The 25118-nt window shown below is 69.5% G+C and carries 20 protein-coding genes and 1 pseudogene; 8 read left to right on the forward strand and 13 right to left on the reverse strand.

The features are described from left to right. Positions 1 to 116 precede the first annotated feature (116 nt). Complete coding sequence (locus OV207_RS25460; protein WP_304503338.1) at positions 117 to 1403, forward strand: pectin acetylesterase-family hydrolase; 1287 nt, start codon at positions 117 to 119, stop codon at positions 1401 to 1403. A 125-nt stretch (positions 1404 to 1528) separates the two neighbouring features. Here the strand turns inward: OV207_RS25460 and OV207_RS25465 are convergent, their stop codons facing one another. The 5 genes from OV207_RS25465 to OV207_RS25485 all read right to left on the reverse strand — a co-directional run bounded on the left by OV207_RS25465 (position 1529) and on the right by OV207_RS25485 (position 7838). Further along, the gene (locus OV207_RS25465; protein ID WP_267557709.1) at positions 1529 to 2914 is read right to left on the reverse strand and encodes a DUF1552 domain-containing protein; all 1386 of its coding nucleotides are present in this window, start codon (positions 2912 to 2914) and stop codon (positions 1529 to 1531) included. Positions 2915 to 2925: 11 nt separating this feature from the next. Next, positions 2926 to 4542, reverse strand: coding sequence for a DUF1592 domain-containing protein (locus tag OV207_RS25470; RefSeq protein ID WP_267557710.1), 1617 nt, complete (start codon positions 4540 to 4542; stop codon positions 2926 to 2928). Between the two features lie 195 nt (positions 4543 to 4737). Next, the gene (locus tag OV207_RS25475) at positions 4738 to 5148 is read right to left on the reverse strand and encodes an SET domain-containing protein (protein ID WP_267557711.1); all 411 of its coding nucleotides are present in this window, start codon (positions 5146 to 5148) and stop codon (positions 4738 to 4740) included. A 128-nt stretch (positions 5149 to 5276) separates the two neighbouring features. Then, on the reverse strand, positions 5277 to 6317 hold the full coding sequence (locus OV207_RS25480) for a lysylphosphatidylglycerol synthase transmembrane domain-containing protein (protein ID WP_267557712.1): 1041 nt from the start codon (positions 6315 to 6317) through the stop codon (positions 5277 to 5279). Positions 6318 to 6458: 141 nt separating this feature from the next. Beyond that, positions 6459 to 7838: a right-handed parallel beta-helix repeat-containing protein gene (locus OV207_RS25485; protein WP_267557713.1), complete on the reverse strand. Its 1380-nt coding sequence runs from the start codon at positions 7836 to 7838 to the stop codon at positions 6459 to 6461. 76 nt (positions 7839 to 7914) lie between these two features. Between OV207_RS25485 and OV207_RS25490 the strand changes: the two are divergent. Both OV207_RS25490 and OV207_RS25495 read left to right on the forward strand, forming a co-directional pair. Next, positions 7915 to 8284: pseudogene (locus OV207_RS25490) on the forward strand (Spx/MgsR family RNA polymerase-binding regulatory protein). A gap of 115 nt (positions 8285 to 8399) precedes the next feature. After that, complete coding sequence (locus OV207_RS25495) at positions 8400 to 9257, forward strand: general secretion pathway protein GspE (RefSeq protein ID WP_193347793.1); 858 nt, start codon at positions 8400 to 8402, stop codon at positions 9255 to 9257. A 16-nt stretch (positions 9258 to 9273) separates the two neighbouring features. Here the strand turns inward: OV207_RS25495 and OV207_RS25500 are convergent, their stop codons facing one another. Continuing rightward, positions 9274 to 10143: a DUF459 domain-containing protein gene (locus OV207_RS25500; RefSeq protein ID WP_267557714.1), complete on the reverse strand. Its 870-nt coding sequence runs from the start codon at positions 10141 to 10143 to the stop codon at positions 9274 to 9276. 112 nt (positions 10144 to 10255) lie between these two features. Beyond that, the gene (locus OV207_RS25505; RefSeq protein ID WP_193347791.1) at positions 10256 to 11041 is read right to left on the reverse strand and encodes an alpha/beta fold hydrolase; all 786 of its coding nucleotides are present in this window, start codon (positions 11039 to 11041) and stop codon (positions 10256 to 10258) included. Between the two features lie 244 nt (positions 11042 to 11285). On the opposite strand from OV207_RS25505, the gene OV207_RS25510 reads away from it, so the two are divergent. Then, a complete protein-coding gene (locus OV207_RS25510) occupies positions 11286 to 11651 on the forward strand; it encodes a hypothetical protein (protein WP_193347790.1) in 366 nt (121 codons plus the stop codon). Between the two features lie 32 nt (positions 11652 to 11683). Here OV207_RS25510 and OV207_RS25515 read toward each other — a convergent pair whose 3' ends face one another. After that, positions 11684 to 15427, reverse strand: a complete 3744-nt coding sequence (locus OV207_RS25515; RefSeq protein WP_420715260.1) for an AAA family ATPase — start codon at positions 15425 to 15427, stop codon at positions 11684 to 11686. 292 nt (positions 15428 to 15719) lie between these two features. Beyond that, positions 15720 to 16856: a hypothetical protein gene (locus tag OV207_RS25520; protein ID WP_267557715.1), complete on the reverse strand. Its 1137-nt coding sequence runs from the start codon at positions 16854 to 16856 to the stop codon at positions 15720 to 15722. Positions 16857 to 17211: 355 nt separating this feature from the next. Here OV207_RS25520 and OV207_RS25525 point away from each other — a divergent pair, with 355 nt between their 5' ends. The 4 genes from OV207_RS25525 (at position 17212) to OV207_RS25540 (ending at position 21594) form a co-directional block, all read left to right on the forward strand. After that, positions 17212 to 19239: a YgiQ family radical SAM protein gene (locus OV207_RS25525; protein WP_267557716.1), complete on the forward strand. Its 2028-nt coding sequence runs from the start codon at positions 17212 to 17214 to the stop codon at positions 19237 to 19239. A gap of 83 nt (positions 19240 to 19322) precedes the next feature. Next, positions 19323 to 19814: a hypothetical protein gene (locus OV207_RS25530; protein ID WP_267557717.1), complete on the forward strand. Its 492-nt coding sequence runs from the start codon at positions 19323 to 19325 to the stop codon at positions 19812 to 19814. Between the two features lie 182 nt (positions 19815 to 19996). Next, on the forward strand, positions 19997 to 20431 hold the full coding sequence (locus tag OV207_RS25535; protein ID WP_267557718.1) for a hypothetical protein: 435 nt from the start codon (positions 19997 to 19999) through the stop codon (positions 20429 to 20431). A 158-nt stretch (positions 20432 to 20589) separates the two neighbouring features. Next, positions 20590 to 21594 carry a ChaN family lipoprotein gene (locus OV207_RS25540; protein ID WP_267557719.1) on the forward strand — a complete coding sequence of 335 codons (1005 nt, stop codon included), beginning with the start codon at positions 20590 to 20592 and terminating at the stop codon, positions 21592 to 21594. 76 nt (positions 21595 to 21670) lie between these two features. On the opposite strand, the gene OV207_RS25545 is transcribed toward OV207_RS25540, so the two are convergent. Genes OV207_RS25545 through OV207_RS25560 form a run of 4 tightly spaced genes read right to left on the reverse strand, consistent with a single transcriptional unit; the run spans position 21671 to position 25018 of the window. After that, positions 21671 to 22405, reverse strand: a complete 735-nt coding sequence (locus OV207_RS25545) for a hypothetical protein (protein WP_267557720.1) — start codon at positions 22403 to 22405, stop codon at positions 21671 to 21673. A gap of 11 nt (positions 22406 to 22416) precedes the next feature. Next, the gene (locus tag OV207_RS25550; RefSeq protein WP_267557721.1) at positions 22417 to 22956 is read right to left on the reverse strand and encodes an imm11 family protein; all 540 of its coding nucleotides are present in this window, start codon (positions 22954 to 22956) and stop codon (positions 22417 to 22419) included. A gap of 58 nt (positions 22957 to 23014) precedes the next feature. Then, positions 23015 to 23932, reverse strand: coding sequence for a hypothetical protein (locus tag OV207_RS25555; protein WP_267557722.1), 918 nt, complete (start codon positions 23930 to 23932; stop codon positions 23015 to 23017). 6 nt (positions 23933 to 23938) lie between these two features. Then, positions 23939 to 25018, reverse strand: a complete 1080-nt coding sequence (locus OV207_RS25560) for a hypothetical protein (protein ID WP_267557723.1) — start codon at positions 25016 to 25018, stop codon at positions 23939 to 23941. Between the last annotated feature and the right edge of the window lie 100 nt (positions 25019 to 25118).

Genomic DNA, 25118 nt, shown 5'->3' on the forward strand with positions numbered 1-25118 from the left:
TCACTATTTTCAGCTCATGCCCTGCTTCCCTGCTTCCGGCTGATAAACAAAGCGTATCATCCCCGGCCGAAACCCAACCCCCCGTGGAGGAAAGCCGCATGAGAAGTTTTCTCTGGATGAGCCTTCTGGCCCTCGCCGCCCCCGTGAGCTCCGCTCGCGCCGAGGTGCTGGTGGAAGGCATCGTCGACGTCCTGGTGGACGGCGGAAACACCTACAACTGGCAGAAGGTGACGCTGCCCGGCACCAAGTGCGGCAACGGTTCGCAGTACAAGTTCTTCGTGCACCGCACGTCGTCGCCCAACCTGCTGTTCATGATGGAAGGTGGCGGTGCGTGCTGGGACTACGATTCCTGTAGCGGCCGCACGGGCATCCTGGGGGCGGCGAACCCCAACGGCATCCCCGACGACTACATGACGCAGTTCACGGCCAAGTACGTGTCCCCCATCGTCAACGGGGCGGACCCGGGCCTGCCCTTCCGTGACCGCAAGGACATCGCCACGAAGGACTGGAACATCGTCTACCTGCCGTACTGCACGGGCGACGTGCACGTCGGCAACAACGTGAAGACGTACACGGACACCACCGGCGGCCAGGCGCCCCTCGTGTGGCACCACTCCGGCTACACCAACACCATCGCCGCGGCGAACTACGCCAAGCAGAACTTCACCAACGTGCAGAAGCTGCTGGTGACGGGCTACAGCGCGGGCGGCACGTCCACGTCGGCGGGCTACTACTTCATCCGCAAGGCCATCAACCCGGCGCGCGGCTACCTGCTCAATGACTCCGGCCCCATCTTCATGGCGCCGAACAGCAACTCCCTGTCGCGCCCCCTGCACGACAAGATCCGCTCGTCGTGGAACCTGGACTCGGTGTTCAGCCTGCTGCCGGCCAGCTTCAACATCAACGACATGGGCACCATCAACAAGATGGTGGCCACCGAGTTCCCGAACGACCAGCTGGCGTACACGGGCTACACGCGGGACTACAACTACTCGCGCTACTCCTATGAGCGCTTCAAGACGCCCAACGACCAGGCCTCCGTGCACGCCTACTGGAAGCAGGACCAGGACGCGTTCGTGAACGAGCTGAACAAGTACAACAACTTCAGCTATTTCATCCCGCACCACCGCCCCATCAACGCCAGCCACTGCAGCACCATCATCACGTTCGTGGGCGCGCACGCCTGCCAGAAGATGGAGAAGAAGTACTGGTACGAGTACGCCTCCAGCCCCTGGCAGTCCTACGCCTGCCACAGCGAGTTCGTGTCGATGGACGTGTTCCTGAACCGCTTCATCAACGGCAACCAGCGCGTGCGCATCTACGAGCCCGCGAACAACTACAACAACGAGGACGCGGGCATGAGCATCCTCGCGCCCCTCATCAACGGCGCGCTCGGCGGGTAGCCCCACCGCTTCACGCGAAGTCCGGAAATGAAAGCGGGAGCGGGCCAGAAACCAGGCCCGCTCCCGTTGTCGTTTCAGCCCCCTTGAAGGCAGGGGGCTGGAGGGCCGTGGGCGGCCCGTGAGCGTCAGGTGAGGCCGCTCAGCGTGCCAGTGTAGTCCTGGTGGCCGAAGCGGTCCACGTTGATGCCAAAGGCCTGGGCGATGGAGGTGAGCAGCTTGTTGTGCTCCACCGCGCCGGGCAGCGGGTTGCCCGGGCCCTTCCAGTTGCCCAGCGGGTCGCGGTCGTTGGGGCGCAGGGCCAGATAGCGGCCCATGCGGAACTTGCCGCCCGCGCCGCCCGCCAGCACCGTGGGGATGGACACGTTCATGTGGCCGGCCGCGTCCCCCAGCTCGTTGCCCCAGAGGATGACGGTGTTGTCGAGCACGCTGCCGCTGCCCTCCGGGATGGCCGCCAGGTTGTCCATCAGCAGCGCCAGCTGTTCGGAGTACCACTGCTGCACGCGCACCATGCGCAGGCGGATCTCCGTGCGCTCCGGCTGCGACTGGGTGTCGGTGCGGTGCGCGATGTCGTTGTGGATGTCCTCCGGGATGTCGATCCACGGCATGGACGGCCCGGGGATGGTCATCGTCACCACGCGCGTCAGGTCACACGCGAACGCGCGGGCGATGAGGTCCATGTGCAGTTGGGTGAGGCCGGGCATGTTGTCCAGGTTGCCCAGGTCGCTCAGCGCCTCCGACGGCGCCTCCGGCTTCACGCACCCCAGCGCGCCCACGTTGGTGAGCCGCCGCTCAATGTCGCGCAGCGCCTCCAGGTGCGTGTCCAGCTTCCGGCCCTCCGCGGTCGCCAGCCGCTTCTTCAGCCGGGTGGCGTCCTTGATGAGGAAGTCCATCAGGCTCTTGCGCTTGGACAGGATGGCCTGCGCCTCCGCGCTGGAGCCGCCCATGCTGCCGAAGAGCCGCTTGTAGACGTTGGCGGGGTTCAGCTCGAACGGCACGCGCGAGCCGTTCTCCGTGAAGCTGATGCTGTTGTAGACGTGCTGGGCGCCGAACTGCTCGAAGGCGTGCAGCTGCAGGGAGCGGAACTGGGTGGAGCCGCCCACCGTGTTGCCAATCACCTGGTCCAACGACGGGCCGCCGGGCAGCTCGTCGCCGCTGTCCACCACCACCTCGCTGCCGGTGAGGAAGGTGACGGGGCCGCCCTCGTGGCCGGTGCGGCCGTGCTCGTAGAGGACGCGGTAGTCCAGGCCGTCCAGCACCAGCAGCTTGGAGCGGTGGCGCTGGAGGGGCTGGAGGACGGAGTTCTCGAAGTCGATGTTGAAGTCCGTCTCACCGCCCTTGGGCGTCCAGTACTCGGGCAGGACGCCGTGGGGGGTGAACAGCGCGATGAAGCGCAACGGGGCGGCGTCCGCCGCTTCGGCCACGGAGCTGGTGAGCAGGTGCGCGAAGGGCGCCGCCATGGCCGTGCCGGACAGGAGCTTCAGGAGGCTGCGTCGGGAGATGTCGCGGGGCATGGGGTTCTGGCTCAACGGGTGGGCAGACGCCGCTGCGTGAAGGAAGCCGAGCGCACCAGACCGACGAGCGCTTCGGTGACTTTCAGATGGTCCTGGCGATAGGTGCCCGTGCGCATGGCGTCGAGCATCTGCGCGTCGGAGGCGTGTTCGTCGCGCCCCATCGCGTAGCGCACCAGCTGCAGGGGCACGCAGTTGACCAGCTCGTCGTTCGTCGCCAGGTGGCGCGCCAGCTCCGCGCCGCCCGTGAAGGGCTGCGTCATCGTGCCGTCCGGGGCGACCACGCCACCGGAGGCGTCCACGCGACGGCCGTTCTCCTCCGTGCGGTGCTGGCCCAGCCCGTCGAAGTTCTCCATGCCGAAGCCCATGGGGTCGATGGTCTTGTGGCAGCTGGCGCAGGCCGGGTTGTCGGTGTGCGCCGCGAAGAGCTCGCGGGTGGTGGCGTTCTCCGACACCGCCGGGGGAATGGTGGACACGTTCGCGGGCGGCGCCGGCACCGTGCGGCACAGCAGCCGCGTGAGCACGAACTTGCCGCGCTTGATGGGCGAGGACGAGTCGAAGTGGGCGTAGGTGGACATCACGCCCGCCTGGGTGATGATGCCCAGCCGCTCCGGGGGCAGCGTGACGCGGCCCATGCCCTCGTCGTCCACGTTGGTGCGCTCCAGGCCGCCGTAGAAGTTCGCGAGCGTCTCATCCACGAACGAGTAGTTCGCGCTGAGCAGCTCCTCCACGGAGCCCCCGTGGTCCTTCACGATGAAGTCGATGAAGGCGTCGCGCTCCCGCACCATGGAGTCGCGGAACTCCACGCTGTAGTCCGGGTACACCTGGTTGTTCTTGTTGACCTTGTTCAGGCCACCAATGCCCAGCCACTCAATGAAGAACTGGCGCAGCTTCAGGCGGGCTTCCGGCGTCTGGAGCAGGCGGCGCGCGTGCTTCTCGCGCTCGTCGGGCGACGACAGGGTGTTGGCCTGGGCGGCGGCGAGCAGCGTGGCGTCCGGGGGACCGCCGGTCACCATGAAGGACAGCTCGGAGGCGACCTCGTAGGGGGTCAGCTCCACGACCTGGCCCTTGCGGGCGGAGTCGGGGCCCAGCTCCGTGCGGTACAGGAACGACGCGGAGGAGAAGAGCGCCTGGAGCACCAGCTCCGCGCCCGTGCTCATGCTGCCGCCCTGCTTGCCCGCGTTGAAGAGCGCGAGCAGGTCCGCCTCCTCCTCCGCCGTCACCGGCCGGCGGAAGGCGCGCTGACCCACCCTCTGGATGAAGGACCTGGCGCAGTCGTCCGCGGTGACGCTCTTGGGGCAGGTGTAGAAGTCACTGAGTTGTGACTTGCCCTGCTCCGCCAGCGTGAGCGCGGCGGTGTCGATCTGATCCGCCAGCAGCGACGTCACCTGGAGCCGCTCGTGGGTGGAGAAGCCGAGGATGGTGTCCTCGGCCGCGAAGCCCTGGGCGATGTCGACGGGGGTGCCCAGCACGGAGGACGCGGACTTGTTGAACTCCTCGCGCGTCAGCCGACGCACGCGCGCGGGAGCCGCCGCGCTCTCCGGCGTCTCATCCGCGCCACCGATGTTGCCGGTGCAGGCGGAAGCGGACATCACGAGAGCGGAGGACAGGTAGAAACGACGCAGTGACATGGTGTCTGGCATTCCTCGCACCCGAGCGGCCTGATGACCGGCGCACAGGCGAGCGTATCCTACTGTTTGCGGCCGACGCTTTCAGCGGGGATTTGATTTCCGCCCGTTTCGCCATTCCTTAAGAGGAACCTCACCACCCCACGGAGCATGAGGTGGGAACGCACCTGTCAGGTACGCACACGGTGCAGATGCGACTCAGGGAGGGACTTCCTCGCCTCTCGCGGTCCACCAGTTTTCGCCGTAGCTGATGAAGATCTGCTCACCGGGGTGGATGTCCCGCAGTGCGTGATAACGGAACACATCAAGGTCCACGGCGCGGCTGTAGGACGCGTTGGGGTCGTTGGCGTGGTTGTAGATCATCCCGTAGCCCATCACGAGCGCGACCCAGTCCCCCTCGCGGGGATTCTCGTGGCGGTGCCAGCGGATCTCGAAGACGTAGTCGTCCAGCGGCTCGCCCCGGCACTGGCGCTGGGGGACCTTGAGGTAGTGGCACTCCTCGATGAGCGCTCCCGCGGGAATGAAGGCATCGGTGAAGACGCCCATCCCCCACTCGCAGGGCCGGACCTTCACACCGGGATGGAGGAACAACGCCGGGCCCTGGTTCATCCGCGCTTCATCCCCGCTTCCGGTGTCCACGGACGCGAACCATCGCGCACCCGGGCGGCGACGGGAAGCGGCGGCGGGCGCGACGGCGCGCGGAGAAGCCTGGGGGTCCGCGACGTCCGCCAGTCGGCTCAGCCCGGTTGCCTGCCGGCCGGGGGGCCCCCGCGGAAGGTGTGGCGCAGGAGGTACAAGCCGGGCCCGAGCGGCAGCCACAGGGTGAAGCCGCGCAGCAGCAGGGTGCTCGCGAGCGCGGCCTCCACGGGGACGCCGAAGAGGTTGAGCATGCCCACCGACGCGGCCTCGTAGGTGCCCACGCCCCCGGGGATGATGGACACGGTCTCCGCCATGGAGGCCACCATGAAGCTGACGAACACGGTGCTGGGCGAAGCCTCCTGGCCCAGCGCGAGCAGCATCGCGCCCAGGGTGGCCGCGTCCAGCACGTAGACGCCCAACTGGAGGGCGACGCCGCGCGCGAGCAGGCCGGGGTCGAGCAGCAGGCCGGGGGGCACCTCCGCGATGGCCTTGAGCATCGTGCCCAGCGAGGGGATGCGCTTCGCCCAGCGGCCCGGCTTCCACTCGCGGTGCCGCGTCGCCCAGAGGATGCCGACGGGGATGGCCACCGCCAGCACGCCGAAGGCGGTGACGAGCCACTGGATCCACTCGCTCAGCTCCGCCCTGCGCCAGAGGAAGAAGAGGCTGACGCCCACGCCCAGCGCCTGCGCGACGTAGAAGCACAGCACCGTCAGCAGCACCGCGCCCGCGGCGGTGCCGGCGCTCGCGCCTTCGCGGCGCAGGCCCCGCCCGACGAGGAGCGAGCCGCCCACGCCGCCGGTGGGGATGACCTGGTCGAACGCCAGCTTCATCAGCGACAGCCGCGTCAGCGACCAGAGCGAGGTGCGCACCCGGGAGCGGCGCAGCACCGTCCGCCAGATGCCCGCCACGCACAGGTACGTGCCCACCTGGAACGCGGCGGCCACCAGCAACCAACCGGGCCGGGCCTGGCGCAGCAGGTCCAGGAAGTCCTTCTCCTCCGCGTGCCGGGAGAAGAGGAAGGCGAGCACCGCGACCAGCAACAGCGCGCCCGGAATCCACCAGCCCCGGCGGCGCTTCGTGGGCACGTCGTCCAGCGCCCCTTCGAGTGGGGGAATGGGTTGCGCGCGGGTGCCCTCCATGCGTCCAAGACCTCCGGGTGTGACGGTCTCCGGAAGGATGCGCTTCGACGTACACCGGGGCAGGTCGGGGGGCACGGCAGCCCGTCCGCCCTCCAGGCGGAAGGGTCGGCGACCGGCGTGTTGGCCCCTTCAGCGGTGTGGCTAGCGCGCGCAGTCGCCCGTCACCTGCGGGGCCACGGCGCCGTTGATGGTGTTGCCGCTGAAGGTGTTGCCCGCGCCCAGCACCAACTCGACGCCGGTGCCACTGCCGCGATTGCAGACGATGACGCCTCCGGCGCCCGCGCGGTTGCCGATGAACTGGTTGCCCTTCAAGGTGACGCCCGCGTTGGGCACGTCCTCCAGGTAGAGGGCCGCGCCGGGGCCTCCCACCGCGGTGTTGTTTTCGAAGCGGTTGTCCTCGATGAGGTCGTTGTCGGGCTGGAAGTAGTGCAGCGCCCCCCCGCCCCCCAGGTCGTAGTGATTGGAGCCGTTGGGCCACACCTCGTAGGTGCGCGACACGAGGGCGTTGGCGTGGCTGCCCCGGAAGGCCGACAGCGTGTTGTTCCTGAAGGTGTTGCCGCGCACTGTGGAGTTGCGCCCGTGGGTGACGCACATCGCGCCGCCGCCGGAGGTGGCCCCGTTTCCGGAGGCGAAGCGGTCGACGTCGAGCGTGCGGTTGTTCTCGAAGACGGTGTCCGTCACCACCGAGCCGTCGGTGAACATCAGGTCCAGCGCGCCGCACTTGCCGGAGGACTCGTTGTCGCGGAAGAGCGAGTGCTGGATGGTCACCGGCCCCGGGTAGTACGCCCAGAGCGCGCCGCGCGTGCGGTCCCGGTCACCGTTGTATTCGTTCTTGCGGACCTTCTCGAAGACCATGTGCACGAAGGACGGGTGGCCGGTCCCCTTCGACGCGTCCCCGAAGAAGTTCATGCCCCACCAGCCGTAGGGGTTCGTGGAGGTGAGCGTCACCGGCGCCTGCGCGGTGCCCTGCACCAGGATGCGGCCATACACGCGCAGCTCCACGCGGCCGTCCTGGTGGTTCATCACGTCCTGCGCCCCGTCCCGCACGTCCGCCTGTGTCACGTCGGGGTTGCCCTGGAAGTCGATGACGACGCCCGGCTCCACCGTCGTCGTCTGGCCCTTGGGGATGGTGACGACGTACTGCGCATTGCCCACGACGCGGTAGGGAGAGCCCGCCAGCGTCAGGCGCACGGGCATCGTGCCAGTGACCTGCGTGCCGCCGTTGGTGGGGAGCGTCAGGCCACCGTCGGACGTGCCGGCGTCCGTGCCTCCGGAGGAGCCCGCGTCCGGGGCTCCCGCGTCGGCCTGCCCCGCGTCGGCGTCTCTGGGGCCACCCGCGTCCCGGTCCCCGGAGGGTCCCGCGTCTTGCTCCGGGGCTCCCGCGTCGCCGCCTCCCAATGAGTCAGTGCCGGGCACGAAGGGCACCTCCGCGTTTGGCCTGGCGTCGCCCGCGCACCCCACCGCGCCCAGGCATGCACAAAGGACGGACAGGGCGACGGAGCGGTTTCGTGAGCGGTTCATGTGCACTCTTCCCAGTGAGGATCCATGGATGCCAGCACGCGCGTCCCGCCAGCGTCGGGTCTGCTAGAAGCCGCGCATGTCCGAAGACATCCTCGTGCTCGCGTACTCCGGGTGTGACACCTGCAAGAAGGCGCAAAAATGGTTGGAGGCGCGCGGCGTCTCCTACCGGACGCGCCCCATCGTCGACCAGCCCCCCACCGTTTCGGAGCTCCTCCTGTGGATTGCCCTGAGCGGGCTGTCCGTCCGCAAGTGGCTCAACACCAGCGGCCAGAGCTACCGCGCCCTGGGCAAGGAGAAGGTCGACGCGGCCTCCGACGCGGAGCTGGTGGAATGGCTCGCCGCGGACGGGAAGCTCGTGAAGCGGCCCGTGCTCGTCACCCCCCACGTCGGTGACCGTCGGCTTCCGGCCGGAGGCCTACGAAGCCCTCTTCCCCGCGCGCGGGTAGCAGGGCCCCGGCTCCCCGCCGCCCCCTCCCCTTCACGCGCGATGAGGGCGAGCGGGCAGGCGGGCGCACGGCCGGGTGTCGTCGCGCGCGGGTCGGGTTGCCACGTTGAGAAGGCATGGAAATCGGCACCAGACGCCCGTTGGGGGAAATCCTCCTGGAACTTGGAGTGGTCGACAGGGGCCAGCTCCGCCTGGGACTCGTGCACCATCACGAGGTCCGGGTCCCCCTGGGACGCGCGCTGGTGAGCGAAGGCGTGTGCACGGAGGCGGACGTCCTGCGCGGGCTCGCCGTCCAGTTCGACGTGGACGCGGTGGACCTGGACCGGCACCCGCTCGACCGCTCCCTCACCGCGCTGGTGCCCGCGCGCATCGCCCGACAGTACGGTGTCGTGCCGCTCGGGCTGGAGCAGCGCGAGGACCGCGAGGTGCTCCACCTGGCCGTGCCCGCGCCGCTGTCCCTGGACGCGGTGGACGACGTGCGCGCCGTGTCCGGCAAGGCCCGCGTGGAGCCGCACCTGGCCTCCGACGGCGCGCTGTCCCGCGCGCTCAGCGCCCTCTATGGCATCCGCGACGCGGCCGGGTCCGCGCCGGAGCCCCAACGCCCGGCGGTGCCCAGTCCACCGCTGATGCTCTACGGCTGGCCGCCCGTCACCGCGGTGCTGATCTCGCGGACGCTGGCGCGCAACGGCATCACGTCCCGCGTCGCCACCCCGCTGGAGGTGCTGCACACGCGCGACAACGACGTGGTGCTCGCGCCCCTGCAGGCCATGGAGGGGCTGCTCGCGGGCGAGGTCCACATCGAGGGCTCGCTCATCGTGCATGGCACGTCCGACGACGAGGGCTTCGAGCGGGCCCGGAAGCTGGGCGCGCGGGGCTTCCTGGCCAACCCGCGCGACGAGGAGCTGCTGCTGCGCGCCGTCCGCAGGCTCCGCCCGGACGCGGGCAGCGAGCCCTCCTGGTCCGGTCACTCCTGAAGCCCGGGCCGTCCCGTCACGGTGACGACGGAGCGGCGCGGGCCTGCCGCGCCGGCGTAGGCCCCCCGGCCGGGCGCGCGGTGTGCTTCTGCCCGGGCTCCAGCCCCAGCACGCCCAGCACCTCCGGGTACACCTTGCTCGCGAAGTAGCGCCCACCCGCCACGGTGAAGTGCACGCCGTCCGTCATGCGCAGGCGCATGGGCTTGCGGAAGCCCTCCACGGGGGCCTTGTTCAGCGCCCGGCCGCGCGCGTCGGTGAAGAAGGGCCGGGTGTCCAGGTGCACGGCGTCCTCGCGGGCGGTGATGACCTCGCGCTGGAGGCCGCGGATCAACGCGAGCTTCTGTTCGAAGCGGTGACGGCCCGTCGCGGGCAGCTCCAACCAGATGATCTTCCGGCCCGGCGCGGAGATGGCCGTGGTGAACTCCTGCACGCGCTGCCGGTAGCCTTCACCCCAGTCCGGGTTGCCCCAGGCGACGGTGGCCTGGCCCACCTTGGTGTGCAGGGCCTGTCCGTCGTTGCCTCCCAGGATGACCACCACGACGTCCGGCTGGTGCTGCTGGACCTCCTGCTGGCCCACCTCCAGCCAGTCGAAGAAGTCCGGACGCGCCAGCCCCGTGGACGACTTCGCCCGGCGCTCGCAGCGGATCCGCGGGTGCGCGGAGAGCTGCGTCTGGAGGTACTCCCCGAAGCCCGTGGCGATGAGGCTGTCGCCCAGGAGCAGCACCGTGCGCCGGGGCTCTGGCGCTGGCGCGGGGGCCACCTCCTGGGTGGGGAGGGTGGGCAGCACCGGCGAGGCCGTCACCCCGGAAGCAGGTTCCGAGGCGGCGTGGGCCGCCGTGGACAGGGACGCCAGGAGGAGGAACGCACGAAGAGCACGGGTCGACATCGGCGGTCGCAAACTACCGCCCGGGCGCGCATCCGTACACCCCCCCGCGGGACGGATGGATCCGTCGTCCCGGCCCCGTGCGTCAAGGCTCCGGACGGCCCCATGCGCCCCCTCAGGCCGCGGAGCCCAGGCCCGCGCCCGCCGCCGCCGCGAACCCCAGCGGCCCCAGCTCCCGCAGCCACGGCCCGAGCAGCCGCGCGCACTCCTCCGGGTGCGAGAAGTAGGGCACATGGCCCGCGCCGCGCAGCAGGTGCCGGGGCGTGCCGGCGGGCAGCGACGCCACCAGCCGCTCCAGCGTCGCCGGAGGCACCAGCACGTCGCGGTCCCCCTGGATGCACAGGCACGCCACCTTCGACGCACGCAGGTCCGGCGGGGGCGGTTCGGTGTGGATGGCGAAGGCGCGACGCAGCGTCGTCAGGCGCTCCAGCGTCGTGGTGGGCACCACGTCCGCCACCTGCGCGGAGGGCACCGGCCGCCACGCCGCCAGCGACGCCGCCACGCGCCCCGGACGTCCCAGCACCGCGATGGGTCCCATCATCGCGATGAGCCGGCCCCGGGGGCCGACGTGCGTGGTGCGCGTGAACGAGCCCAGGAATGCCACGCCCCGCGTCGCCCCGCCCGCGGCCAGGTGCGCCGCCACCATGCCGCCAAAGGAGCTGGCCACCACCGCGTCCACCGTCCCCGCCGCCCGGAGCACCTGCTCGGCCAGCGCCCGCGCGCCACACGCCGCATGCTCGCCCTCCGGGTACTCGACCAGGACGGGACGGGCCACGTCCGCCAGCCGCTCGGCCAGCGCCCGGAAGCCCGTGCCCCGGGCACCCAGCCCCGGCAGGAGCAGCACGCGCGGCCCCTCTTCACAGCCCCCACCGATGTCCGTCAGTTCCACCGCGCGGCGCATTCGCGTCTCCCTGTTCAGGCGGGCCCCACAACAGCGCTGGCGCCCGGGCTCTGCCCGCCCACCCCTAACGAAGGCTCGCAGGCCCGCCGCACAGCAGGAAGTCCCCCCGCTGTCTTGCTTCCTGAGACTCCAGGGAACCTATCAGTCAACCCCACCACCATTTTCCACCCGGGCGCGCATAAAAGCCGGGATCCAAGGTTTTTGTTGTCGGACGTTCTGACAGCGACGGGGCGAGGGATTAAGAATGGTGATCGTGAATCTGCATGCCTTCGGGGAGTTCGTTCGCACGCATCGTCCGGCCCTGGAGGTTCGGGCCGCGAAGCTGTGCGCGGGCAGCACCATCGACGCCACGGAGCTGGTGGGCGAGACGTTGGAGCGCGCCCTGTCCGTGTTCGAGCGGTTGCAGGACCAGGACACCACCGCCGCGACGCAGTGGCTGGACGGCGCCATGAGCCGCTGCTTCTCGCGGATGGGCGGGCAGTTGCCGGAGGCGAAGCCGGCGACGCCGGACCTCCAGCAGACGTTCGACATGCTGCGCGCCCGCTTCCGCGAGGTGTACGGCCAGCCGGTGTTCGGCAAGCGCGCGGGAGCGACGGCCTGGCGGATGTAGTCGGCGGGTGAAGTGCCCTGCCGCCTTCCGCTTCAAGGTGCGGTGCGGTGGCCGGACAGCGTCTCCACGTAGGACGCGGCCACCTGGAGGAAGCGGCCTCCGCGCACGCCGGTGAGGTACTGGCGCTTCATGGCGCGGGTGGCCCCCACGTAGAACATCGCGCGGCGGATGCGTTCGTGTTCGCGCTCGGTGCGCTGGCGGGCCCCCGCCATCCACGCCTCGATGGAGTCCAGCGCCTCCAGGCCCGCGAAGAAGACGACGGGGCACTCGTGGCCCTTGCAGGAGAACACCGTGGTGGCGCGCACGTGGTCCACGCCGCTCACCCGGAAGTCCGCCACGTCCCGTCCGCCCTTGCCCCCGTAGGCCTCCGCGGGCACGCCCGCCTTGCGCAGCGCGTCCGTGAACGACGCGGGCATGACGGGCGCCACCACCAGGATGTCCCCCGGGTGGACGTGCTCCTCGCGCACCAGCCGCGCGACCTCCTTGGCGACCCAGCGCGCCTCGCCGGTGCTGGAGGCGAAGGCCTTCACCTGGGGCAGCACGCCGCCGCGCTCGGTGGACTGCACGCGGTAGAGCCCCTCCAGCGTCTCCTCCGGCAGCCACAGGAGCCGTTCGCGGGCCAGCTCCCCGGCCTTCATGTATTCGCGCATGCCGGGGTCGGTGACGCGGTGCTGGCGCAACGGGTCCAGCACCACGTTGAAGGCCACGTCGAGGATGTCGCGCGTGGCGCGGAAGGTCTCCTTGAGCACGCGGGTGCGGCCCCGGAAGGACAGCCCTTCGGGCAGCTGCTCCTTCAGCGTGTCGATGGGCACCTGGCCGTAGACGTTCTGCGAGTCGTCCATGAACAGCTGGAAGCAGCGGGACTCGCGGCCGTCCTCGCCCACGCGGGGGCGCACCAGCGCGTGCAGGGCGGCCAGCGCCTTCGCGTCCATGTCCTGCGCCTCGTCCACGAAGACGGCGTCGAAGGCCTGGGGGGCGAAGCGCCGGAGCGCGCCCACGTGCTTCACCGTCACCTGGGCCTTGAGCGCGGGCACGGCGGACGCGCCCGCGCGCACGGTGAGCGCTTCGACGAGGAGCTTGTCCACGAGCGGCGCGAGCGAGCGGTTGTAGAAGGACACCAGCACCCGGGCGCGCGGGTTCTCCAGCAGGTAGCGCGCGGCCCAGTGCGCCAGCACGTACGTCTTGCCGCTGCCGGCCACGCCGCGCACCAGGTGGTGTCCGTCGTCGAAGCGGCGCTCGAAGAGCGACACCTGCTCCTGGGTGAAGAGGGGCCCCACGTCGCGGCCCCCGTCGATTTCACCGCCCAGGCCCACCGGCAACAGCGGCGGAGGCGGGGGCGGCGGCGGGCGCGGCTGTGAGGCGATCAGCTCCAGCCGGGGCGGCGTGCCCGGGTGCACGCGCACGGGGGGCAGCAGCGAGAGGAAGCGCCGGGGCACGGGTGACGCGCCGGCCTCCGCGCGCGAGGCGAGCACCAGCAGGTAGTCCTTCGCGCGGCTCGCCGCCACGTTGAGGATGGGAACGAGCGTGTGCGGCGGAAAGGGCCGGCCGCCGGCCACGGTGTCCACCATCACCACGTCGTACTGCGTGCCCTGCTGACGGTGGATGGTGGAGGCGCTGAACATGTCGTGGCGCAACCCCGCCGCGTTGCCCAGCTTGCGCAAGAGGGCCGCCTGCGCGCGGTAGGGCGTCACGCACAGCACGGTGAGGCCCAGGCGCACGGCCTGCCGGGCCAGGGTGACGGCGAGCTCCGCGGACAGCTCCCGCTGGTAGCCGGAGCCCGTCTCGCCGCGGCCGTGCGTGAGGCGGCGGTGGTCGCGGCTCAGGCCGTCCAGCACCAGCCACATCGCGCGCGCGGGGAACGCGGGCACCGGCGCCGGGCGCTGGGCCCGGTCCTTCACCAGGTCGCCGTCCTCCAGCGCGCCGCCGTAGCAGAAGTGGCTCACCACGCGGGCGATGTCCGGGTGCATGCGGTGCTGGGTGCGCAGCAGCAGCACGTCCGGCCGCGCCGCGTCCTTCACCGCGTCCTCCAGGTGGGACAGGGCGCTGGCGCGAAGCCACGTCTGGGCGCCGCCGCCCGCGCCTTCCGCCGCGCGGCTCACGGGGCCAATCTGCTTGGGGTCGCCCGCGAGCGTCACCTGCTTCGCCAGCGGGGCGAGCAGCGCCGTCGCCGCGCGCGTCACCATGCCCGCCTCGTCCACGACGAGCCGCTGGAAGGTCTCCTCCCCTTCCAGCTCCGACACCAGCCGGAGCGCGCGGTGCACGGTGAGGACCATGAGGGGGCTGTCGCCCTTCTCCGCCTCCTTCAGCGTGGGGTCCTTCACGCGGCCGCGCAGCGTGCGCAGCTCCGCCTGCATCTTGGCCAGCTCCGGCGCGGCGCCGCCCCGGGAGCGCTCCAGGGTGAGCTCGCGCTCGCGCTCCTGGATGGTGCTGCGCAGCTTGCTCGTCTTGTTCTCCTCCAGCGCCACGGTGGGCAGCTTCCCCAGGGCCTCGCTCGCGCCGGTGCCGCCCCGGAAGATGCTGCGGGCCAGCGGGCGCAGCGGGATGGGTTCGCGCTCCAGCAGGGCGCTGACGCGCAGCACCAGCTCGTCCGCGGCGCGGTTGGTGGGCGCCACCGCGAGGATGCGCTCGTTCGGGTACGCGCGCAGGGCCCGGGCGATGAGGTCCGCGACGGCGGTCGTCTTGCCGGTGCCGGGAGGCCCCCAGACGCAGCCCCACGGCTGGCGCCAGAGCCGGTCCACGGGGATGAGCTCCGCGTCGCGGGCGGAGGGCGTGGAGGCGGCGCTCTCCCCCCGGGCGCGCGCCAGGGCGGTGGTGAGGGCGGGGACGCGCTCCTCGTAGGCGGAGGCCGCCGCGCACAGGGCCTCCGCGAAGTCATAGGGCCGGTAGCACCAGCGCTCGCAGGACAGGGCGCGGCGGTCCAGGTCCTCCCCGGAGTCCGAAGCGGCGAAGACGCGGCCGGATTCGAAGTCCAGGTGGACGATGTTCCCGGCGAACACCAGCTCCTCGCCCATGAAGCCGAGCAGCGAGCCCCCGGACCAGTCAGGGTCGGCGGCGGGCACCGGCACGAGGCCCAGCACGCCGGGCCCGGCCAGCCCCACCTCGCGCGCCTCCTGGAGCCGCTGCGCGCGGTACTGGCCGCGCTCCGCCACCAGCGCGTCGCGCAGCTCCTCCGGGAGGTAGGTCGGCGCGACCCACTGTTCCCTGCGGCGACCGGAGGACACGGCGGCCTGCATGGCCTGGCGTTCGGCGGGGGTGATGTCCCCGGTGGCGGACACGTCCCGGGCCGGGGCCTCCTCGGGAGGAGGGCTGCCGGCGGTATCGTCCACGCGCACGAGCTCCGGAGCGGGGACCTCCCGAGCCGTGACCACGCGAGCCATGACTTCCCGAGCAGCCTCGCGCGCGGGCTTCGGCGCGGAGAGCCGCAGGGCCGCGGTGCGGAGCAGATCCAGCGTGGCAGGCCGAGCGGAGCTGTCGCGCAGGAAGTTCGAGCCCGCGCTGCCGCGTACGGAGTCCTCGCGCACGGAGTCCTCGCGCACGGAGTCCTCGCGCACGGAGTCCTCACGCACGGAGTCCTCACGCACGGAGCCCTCACGCACGGAGCCCTCACGCACGACGTTCGAGGCCGCGCCCCTCGCGGCCGTCCCGGCGACGGGCTCCGGCGGCAGCGCTTCCTCCCCGGCCTCCGGCGGCGGCCAGACCGACCGGACCCGGAGCACCGGGGCCACCTGTCCACCGGCCTCGACGTCCGTGTCGTACTCCACGCGGAGCACGGGCATGAGGCCATCCGGCGCGCGCTCGTCCCGCGGCACCTCCCCTTGACCCGAATCCTCGTCCGTCCTGCGCATCATGAGGGGTGTTCGCGACACGGCCCTTCCTCACCTTCGGAAGCGGCGGCGCCGGGAAGCCGGCCAAGCTAGGGGAGGCTCCGATCTGCGTCAACGCACGCCGTGGCTCCCTCGCACGCCTGCACCGGCGGTGAAGCGCTCCTCCCCTTCACGCACGACGGCCCGGGCCGCGCACCTCGCGCACCCCGGGCCGTCCACCTTCAAAGGACAGTGCGTGCTGGGACTACAGCAGCGAGCAGAGCAGCCCGCCGCCCGTGCCCGCGGGGCAGGCCGTGCCCTGGCAGTACACCGGCCCCAGGCCCACGGAGAGGATGCCCTGGAGGCTGGGCACCTTCACCTTGCAGCTGCTGGTGGTCGCGTTGCCAAACGCATCCTTCACTTCATAGACCATCGTGTACACGCGGCCGTTGCCCAGCAGGCCGGACTCCGCGCGCAGCTGCGCCGACTTGCGGTCCGCGCTCAGCTTGATGTCCTTGCACGCCAGCAGCCGCAGCCCGGACAGCGCGTCCTCCGTCTCATCCGACACCACCCGGATGATGGAGCCCGACTGCTGCAGATCCAACGTCCCGCCGCAGCTGTCCGTCGCCGGCTGGGCGCAGTCCGCCAGCGTCACCTGCTTGTACTCCGCGTTGACCATGAACGGCAGCACCAGGTCCTTGCTCGCCCCGGCCACCGGCGCGGACGGGTTCACCACCTTCACCGTGGCCGAGCACGTGCTCGACTCCATCCCGTCCGACACCGTCAGCGTCACCGGCGTGGTGCCCACCGGGTAGGGCCCGGCCGGGCTCTGGGAGAGGCTCAGCGGCTGCGGGAAGAGGTCCACGTCGTACGAGCCGTTGTTGACGGACGCCTGCGCCGCGCAGGCCGACACCGTCACGTCCTTGCACAGCGCCACCGGCGGCTGGTTCACCACGCAGCCGCCACCGGCCGCCAGCGTCACGGACGCGGTGTTGTTCAGCTCGTCGTCCTCCGGGAAGAAGCCGAAGGTGTCCGCGACCACGAACAGCTTCTGCGTCCCCTCCGGCACCTCCACCACCGCCTGGAAGGGGTAGCGCTCCTTGCCCACCAGCCAGGGCACGCTCACCGTCGTCAGCAGCGTGCCCCCCTGGGCCGGGTCCCCGGCGTAGATGCCCGCGATCGACGGGTCGATGCCCGTGGGCGCCTCGTTGCGGATGGCCCCCGTCACCGTCAGGACCTGGCCATCGCACGTCACGCCCAGCTCGGAGACGCTCAGGTCGATGCCCGTCATCACGGCCGCCTCGGACTGACGCAGCGCCGGGCTCTCGTCATGGGTGTCGGTGCCACAGCCCCCCAGCGTCACGAGGGCGGCGAAGAGGGAAAGCGGACGAAGGAGTGTCATGTCTGTCTCCAGAGGGCGCGAAGCCTGCGGGTGGGTACGGGTCTGCCGCCAGACATTGACAGTCAGAGCCCGTGAACATTCTTTGCCACAGACATAATTTTCTAGCAATACCCGAAAGGCTGTACCAGGGGATGAAGTGGCCATACACCCACTTGGAGCACAAATGACCCATGAGCAGCCTTTGCGAGGAATTGAGAATTCCAGCACGGGCTGTCTGGTATTGGGTGACACTCCGGGTGTGTCGGCCTCCCGGGAGGGGGGCTGGGGGGCAGGGAGGCAACCGGGCGCGACAGTGGACAGAGCCCTGCCCGATGGGGTTGGGTGGCCCCGCCCCGCTTCATTGGGGAGGACCCTCATGGCCTCTGTCACCCCGCGCTACGCCCACCCGTTCCTTCCCGTCACCCGCGCCGACCTGCAGGCCCGGGGGTGGGAGCAGTGCGACATCATCATCGTGAGCGGCGACGCCTACGTGGACCACCCGGCGTTCGGCCCGGTGCTCATCGCGCGCTTCCTGGAGGGGCGGGGCTTCAAGGTGGGCATCATCCCGCAGCCGGACTGGCACTCGGCGGAGCCCTTCAAGGCGCTGGGCAAGCCCCGGCTCTTCTTCGGGGTGGCGGCGGGCAACCTGGACTCGATGCTCAACCGGCTGACGGCCCAGAAGAAGAACCGCTCGGAGGACCAGTACAGCCCGGGCGGGCGCACCAACTGCCGGCCGGACCGCGCGTCCATCGTCTACGCGCAGCGCTGCCGCGAGGCCTTCCCCGACGTACCCGTCGTCCTGGGTGGCATCGAGGCCAGCCTGCGCCGCATCGCGCACTTCGACTACTGGAGCGAGAAGGTCCGCCGGTCCATCCTCTTCGACGCCAAGGCGGACCTGCTGGTGTTCGGCATGGGCGAGCGGCCCATCTGGGAGATCGCGGACCGGCTCAACCGTGGCGAGCGCGTCGAGGACCTGAAGGACATCCGGGGCACCGCCCACCTCATCAACGACGCGGCGATGAAGGCCATCGAAGCGGACCCGGCGAAGCGCGCCGCGGACCGCGACAAGGTGGTGGTGCTGCCCTCCTACGAGGAGGTGGTGGCGGACACGCGCGCCTTCGCGGTGATGAGCCGCGACTTCCAGATGGAGACCAACCCCGGCAACGCGCGCGCCATCGCGCAGCGCCACGGCAACCGGGCCATCTACATGAACCCGCCCGCACGCCCGCTGGAGGACGGCGCCGGCGCGAAGCCCGGCGACACCGCCACGGTGGCGATGGATGAGCTGTACGACTTGAAGCTCAACCGCGTGCCGCACCCCATGTACAAGGAGCCCATCCCCGCCTACGAGACGGTGAAGCACTCGGTGGTGCTGATGCGTGGCTGCTTTGGCGGCTGCACCTTCTGCTCCATCACGGAGCACGAAGGGCGCGTCATCCAGAGCCGCTCCGCGCAGAGCGTGCTGCGCGAGGTGCGCGAGGTGCGGCGCATGGGGGACTTCCGGGGGACCATCACGGACCTGGGGGGCCCCACGGCGAACATGTACAAGCTCAAGTGCAAGAGCGAGGACATCGAGAGCCGCTGCCGCAAGCTGTCGTGCGTGCACCCGGGCGTGTGCGAGAACCTCCAGACGGACCACGGGCCGCTCATCTCGCTGATGAAGCAGGTGCGCGAGGAGCCGGGCATCAAGCACGTCTTCATCGCGAGCGGCGTGCGGTACGACCTGGCGGAGCGCTCGCCGGAGTACGTGAAGGAGCTGGCGGCGCACCACGTGGGAGGCCAGCTGTCCGTGGCGCCCGAGCACGTGTCCCCGCGCGTGCTGGAGAAGATGAAGAAGCCCGGCATCGAGAGCTTCGAGCGCTTCCAGAACATGTTCGCGTGCGCGAGCGAGGACGCGGGCAAGGAGCAGTACGACATCGCCTACTTCATCAGCGGCCACCCCGGCTCCACGCTGGAGGACATGGTGATGCTGGCGCAGTGGCTGAAGGAGAAGGGCAAGCGGCCCCGGCAGGTGCAGGACTTCATCCCCACGCCCATGTCGGTGGCCACGGCCATGTACCACACGGGCCTGGACCCACTGAAGATGGAGCCCGTGTACACGGCGAAGGGCCTGCGCGAGAAGCGCATGCAGAAGGCGCTGCTGCTCTACTGGAACCCGGAGCACTGGCCGCTGGCGCGCGAAGCGCTGCGGCTCGCCGGGCGGGAGGACCTCATCGGTCGGGGCCCCAACGCGCTGGTGCCGCCGGAGTCCGCCGCGGAGGCCGCGCGCCTGCGCCGCGCGGGGGACAGCGGTGGAGAGCAGCAGGGACTCGCGACCAATGCCTGGCCCCGCCCGGTGCAGCCGCGCCCGTCGGGGCGCACGGGAGGACGCACGGCGCGTCCGGGCCCGCGCGGACGGCAGTAGGCCTCGGCTTTCGTTCAGGGGGGTGGCTCGGGTATAGGGTGCGCCGCTTTTCAAGCACCCGACACCGCCGGAGCCACACACCCATGCCCAGGACCTCCCAGGAGCAGTCGCAGGAGCGCCACGCGTTCCTGCTCGACCTCTTCCGCACCCAGCCCGACCTGAGCCGCCAGGACGCCCTGGAGAGCTTCAAGGACCGGTTCGGCGCGACCATCAACCTGCGCACCTTCAACGAGCTGCGCGAGCAGGCGAAGAAGGACCTGTCCTCCAGCCCCAGCGCGCCCGTGCACAAGGAGCCCGAAGTGGAAGCCCATGACGACCGTCCCGAGGTCACCACGGAGGACGCGGGCGTGCTCCTGAAGTCCGCGGCCGTGCCGGAGCTGCTGAACGGTTCGGCCCCGGCGAAGAAGCCGAAGGCGAAGGGCCCGGGCGTGCGCAACGTGTTCGTGGACGCGCCGCAGGAGCACCTCCAGTTCCTGGAGCGCGTGGTGCAGCAGCTCCAGGAGGCCGGCGCCTCCAACGTGCGCATCGACCACGGCACTGACCGGTGGATGGTGCTGGTGGTGGACTCCAAGTAGTCCCCCGCGGCCGGACAAGCCATTGTCAGACACGGGCCCGCCTCCCCTCCAGGAGCGCGGGCCCTGTCTTTGTCAGGAAACAGACGCGGACGGGAAATTCAAGCCTTGCTTGACAGACCAGAAATCAATTCCTAACTCCTCCTCATGAGCGCCATTCCGCGCTCATGAAAGGGAAGAATTCCATGTCTGGTTCGAAGTTTGCGCTGACGCTGTCACTGTGCGGTCTGCTTTTCGGCTGCGGTGGGCAGCCCGGGGATGAAGGGCCCACCCAGGGACTGGAGACGCCGGACACGCAGGGGCCGACAGAAAGTACGGACAGGCCCGTCTCGGCGCTCGCGACCGACGTCATTCCAGGCCCGGGCGGCGCTTCCGACGCGCTCTTCACGGATGATGACAATCTCTACGCCAGGGACAATTCAGCGGATGGCCTCGCAGCCGTGGCCCAGCTCAATTTCAACGGCCAAATCTTTACCATCTGGAACCGGACTGGTGTCGGCAATGGCCCTCCCCTCAACCTCTCCTTTGCTTCCGGCACGATCTTGTCCGTCCGCGCTTGCATCGGTAGCGGCCAATCCCTCATGAGCTGCAACGGTTGGTATACGGTCATCGCGCGTTGACCTCCAGTTGCTCCCCATGGTGGGTCATCCAGGATGACGCGAAGTAGAGTCGGGCTTTTTCGCAGGACAGCAGATGGGCCCGCCTCCTTCTGTTCGGGAGCGCGGGCCTGCTCCATTTCGAGGAAGTAATCGCGACGCATTCCAGCTTGGATGGGAGGATGAGACGCCCTCTATCCACCCTCGCCGCCCTCCTGATGTTCGCAGGCTGTGCCAGCAGACAGGCCCCCGTGAAGGACGCGCGACCTCCTGCCTCCTCCACCCAGTGGACCGCCACGCTGCACCAGGACCACCCGCTGGCAGGCCGCATCTGGGATGTGGCGGGCGGAAGGTTCGTGGACGAGGAGGCCCTGCGTCAGGCAGTGGTCTCCACGCAGTACGTCCTGCTGGGAGAGCGGCACGACCATCCAGACCACCACCGGCTCCAGGCGGAGTTGGTGCGAGCGACGACCACCGCGGGCCGACGCCCCGCGCTCGCGTTCGAGATGCTGGACGTCACCCAGTGGTCCACGGTGGCCGCGTCCCTGAAGAAGAACCCGGGTGACGCCGAAGCGCTGGCCCAGGCACTGGACTGGGCGAACAGCGGCTGGCCCGACTTCAGCCTGTACGCGCCTGTATTCAACGCGGGCCTCGAAGCACAGCTGCCCATCGTCGCCGCCAACCTGCCCCGCGCCCAGGTGCGCGAGCTGGTGATGAAGGGACCGGAGGCCCTGCCAACGGAGCTGCGCACCCGGTTGCAGTTGGACGCGCCCGTCCCCGAAGCCGAAGCGAAGGCAGTGCGCGAGGAACTGGACCGCTCCCACTGCGGGCACCTCCCCAAAGAGATGCTGGAGCCCATGGCGCTGGCCCAGCGGGCCCGCGACGCGATGATGGCGGACCAGTTGCTGGGATTGAGGGTGGGCAATGGCGCGCTGCTCATCACCGGCAACGGCCACGTGCGCAAGGACCGGGCCGTCCCCGCCCACCTGACGCGCCGGGAGCCGAACGCGAAGGTGCTGAGCGTTGCGCTCCTGGAGGTGTCTCCAGAAGCACTGAAGCCCCAGGACTACGCGGCGACCGTGGACGCCCCGTCCCTGCCCTACGACTACGTCTGGTTCACCCCGGCGATGCCGGAAGACGACCCGTGCAAGGCGCTGCGCGAGCGCAAGGCCGGGACGAGGCAATAGGGACGCGGCTTCATCGCCCCGCGTCCCGGTGCCAGCGCGGGGCCTGCCCAGCGAAGACGCCTGCTCCCGCGACGGCCTACGCAGCGCCAGCGTTGAGAGCGGGCGCAGGAATGAGGCGATACCGCTGCTGGGTCTTCAGGGCCCTGTGCCGCGCCAGGCGGACCAGCGCGACGCCCTCGACGAAGACAAAGGCGGAGGTCTTCTGCCGATAGGGGTCGAAGACTCCGGAGCGCTGTTGCCGCGCCACCCAGGCCGACTGCTCCTCGATCATCCCCTGCAGTCCTGCGTCGAACGCATCCCCATCCGCGGCAGCCAGCGCCGTCACCACGTCGAAGCGGAAGGACTGCCCTCCCTGAAGGCAGCGCTCGTAAGCCGACAGCTCCGTGTCCAGGTCATCACGCTGGAGGAGCACGCCGATGAGCGCACCGAAGTAATGGAAGTCCTCTTCGGATTCCATCCGCTGCATCCAGGCCGGCGTCATCTCCGCCGCGATTTGCCGTGCGAGTTCCCATGCACCCACGGCCAGGGCATCGAAGAGCGGCTCCCCCTTGCTGCGCGCGAGGTAGTAGTGCTCGGACTCCGGGCAGCCATTCCGGCGCACCAGCAGGTCCCGGTAGAGCGTCGCCGCCTGTTCGAGGCTCTCGCGGAAACCTTCTTCGTCCAACTCCGACAGAAGCAAGCCGCAACCATACTGGCGCCAGAGCGCTGCCGTTTCCAGGACGAGCTTCGCGTCCGGCGCCGCCGACGGCGACTCAAGCCGGGGCATCCGCTGGCTCAGCAGGAAGAGGAGGTTGTCGAGAATGAGCTCCATGAGAAACGGCCTCAACCCGGGATGGTTGTGCCTGAAGGATGAACCGCGAGCCCGGTGAGCCCCGCTTGATGGAAGGCGTCCAGGAGATCGGAGCGCAGCACCATCAGGTCCGTGAACTCCGCGACCCTGAAGAGCTGAGCATCTTCGGGGAGGACATCTTCGCGCAGATGCAAGAGATTGACTTCCGCGAGTTCATTCGGATTGCTGGCACGACGACGGTACTTCGAACGCTCGAAATCAAGACACGGAATGCTCACCAGCGGATTGGCGATGAAATAGGACTCCTGGACGCGCCGCCCACGCTTGTCCAGCAGGACAAAGGGCAGCATTTCAACGGCGGCTCCTACCAGGCCGCGGCTCGACAGGATCTCGCCCACCCGCTGAGAGACGTAGAGCACTCGATCTGGGTTGTCGATGAAGTCAGTGAACATGTCGCCCGCCTCCTCATACAGACTGAGTTGGGTTGTCGGTGGCAGGTAGGACGCCATGGGAACACCATCGCGCAGGTAGAAGTAGTCCTCGACCTTATCCGGCAGGTCGACGATCTCCACCGCGCGAGAATCCAAGGCATGTCCGAATGTGTAATAGGAATAAGGCATGGTTCGTAGCTCAAAGGATGGCGGCCGCGAGCTGGGCACCCGCCCGCATGGCTTTCACCTGCGCCAGCAGCACTTCCGACAAGGCGGTCAATGCACCAAGAATATCGGCCTTGATGTCCTTGGGATGCTTCTTTTGCCGAAGGTCCCTGTCAACCTCGCTCCGCAAATCGCGTAACCGTTCCTTGAGGGATGCCTGGTAGGCCGTGTGCTTCGGCACACCCCAGGGGCAGTGAGCCGGAAGCCCCACGATGAGCGATTCGAACTCCTGCTGAGGAAGCAGGAGCATGTTCTTCTCGTTGTGGATGTTCCAGCGCGAGATGAGGATGATCTTCACCACCTGGTCGGAGCGCGTTGCTCCGCCAGGAGCGCCATTCCCGACGACCCACTCCTCGACGGCTCCGATGGGAATGAGGTGGTGGTAGTTGTGTTCGTACGGATAGAAGGCGCCGTAGCCGCCCTGTACCTTGTTCTGGCGAGGCTGGAACTGCGGACGGCTGCCGACCTTCAGTCGCTGGTTGGGAACAGGTGACAGGTGCTTCGCACCAATGTGCCAACCCTCGGGTCCTCGGCTCAGCCAGTAGAGAGAGCCCCTCGCCTTCTTGAAGAAGTCCGAAAGGGTGAGCTTGCGCTTGGAGCCAGCGTTGTCAGGGAATCGCTTCCAGGTGCGCTTCAGGGCCTTGCTCCGCAGCCCGAAGTCCTCGCCCACGAGTCGCATCCGCCGGGCAATCGCTTGGTGGTCCTTGTTGTAGAGCGCGCTGCGCTCACTCAGGGACACCCTGTAGCCATTGGCCATATGGTTGCATGGGTGGGAACTCCACCCCGCGTTGTCCGTGAGGGTGTGCCTCCAGAGGCAGCCGAAGCCGGAGGGCCGGTCCGTGTGGTTGAGGGTCTTCGGATCCCAGGCCAGGTGATTGTCGCTGGATGCCATGCGTGTTCACTCCCGTGGACGGATGAGGAGGCCTGATGCGACGCTGCCTGAGTCAGCCCTGGACCATACGAGGATCTCGTCTCCATGGGCGTAGTTCCTGACAAACGAGCGGGTGGCCGCAGCCACGGAGATCGCACCACTGACGGCCCCCGTATCGCCTAGCGATATCGCCGGCCAGTGGGCCCTGGCATTGGTCAGCACGGACCTCGCATCCAGCCGCGCCAGGGCCATGCCCCAATCCATGGCACGCGACTGTTCTCCATTGAGGTCGCCGTACACGTCTCCCACCCGCGTGGCGCCCGCCAGCGTTTCGTCGAGGACCTCCGAGAGGCGCAGCACGGGTGGCGGCCCCTCGGGTGGAACCTCCTGCGCCGGCAGTTCGCGCACACGAAGCGCCTCCACGACCGCCTCGGCTCGCACTCCACGACGACGCACCGAGGATTCACTTTCGACCAGGAGCGCCGCCGCCGCCTCTCCGGGCATCAGGCCTACCGGGAGGTTCGGCGTCTTGAGGCGTCTGCTCATGGCCAGGGCTTCGAGCACGTCCAGGTCGCTCGTCAGGCTGTCCACCGCGACGATGAGCGCCCTTTGAAGCCGCCCCTCTGAGAAGGCCTCAGCGGCAGCCGCCATCGCCGCGAGTACGGAAACGTGCCCTTGAGGCACCACACGCTGCTCCTCCGAGCGGATCCCCAACCGGGTGCGCCGCATGATGAGGGAAGGGAGTCGCTCGTGCAGTCGTGCTTCGAGTTCGTCCCGCTCAGGGATTCGTGCCGGAGAGAGACAAAGGAACAGCCCCGTGTCGCCCCAGAAGTGACCATCGCCGGGTTCGACCCTGGAATAGGCCAGGAGGTCCCGAACGGCGCCCTCGGCGAGCAGCCCATACAGTCCCAACCCCACGAAGCCATCGCTGAACCCCCGAAGGGGATGCCCCACGACCGATTCCACTCCAGGCTCATCACCGGTGGATGCGACCTGGAGGTCGAGCGGATGGGGTCGGGCCATTCCGCAGCGGAGCGCGGCACAGCCGGAGACCACGTCATGGCCCAACGTGCAAACCAAGCCCAATCCGGTGATGGACAAGGACATGGAGTGAACCCTACCACAGCCCCCGACGACGGCTTCCGGTCAATGTCCGCGCGCCCCAGGGGAGTGGCAATCCCGCCCCAGGACTCCGGCAGTCCATGAC

This window comes from Corallococcus sp. BB11-1, assembly GCF_026626625.1.
Lineage (GTDB): Bacteria > Myxococcota > Myxococcia > Myxococcales > Myxococcaceae > Corallococcus > Corallococcus soli.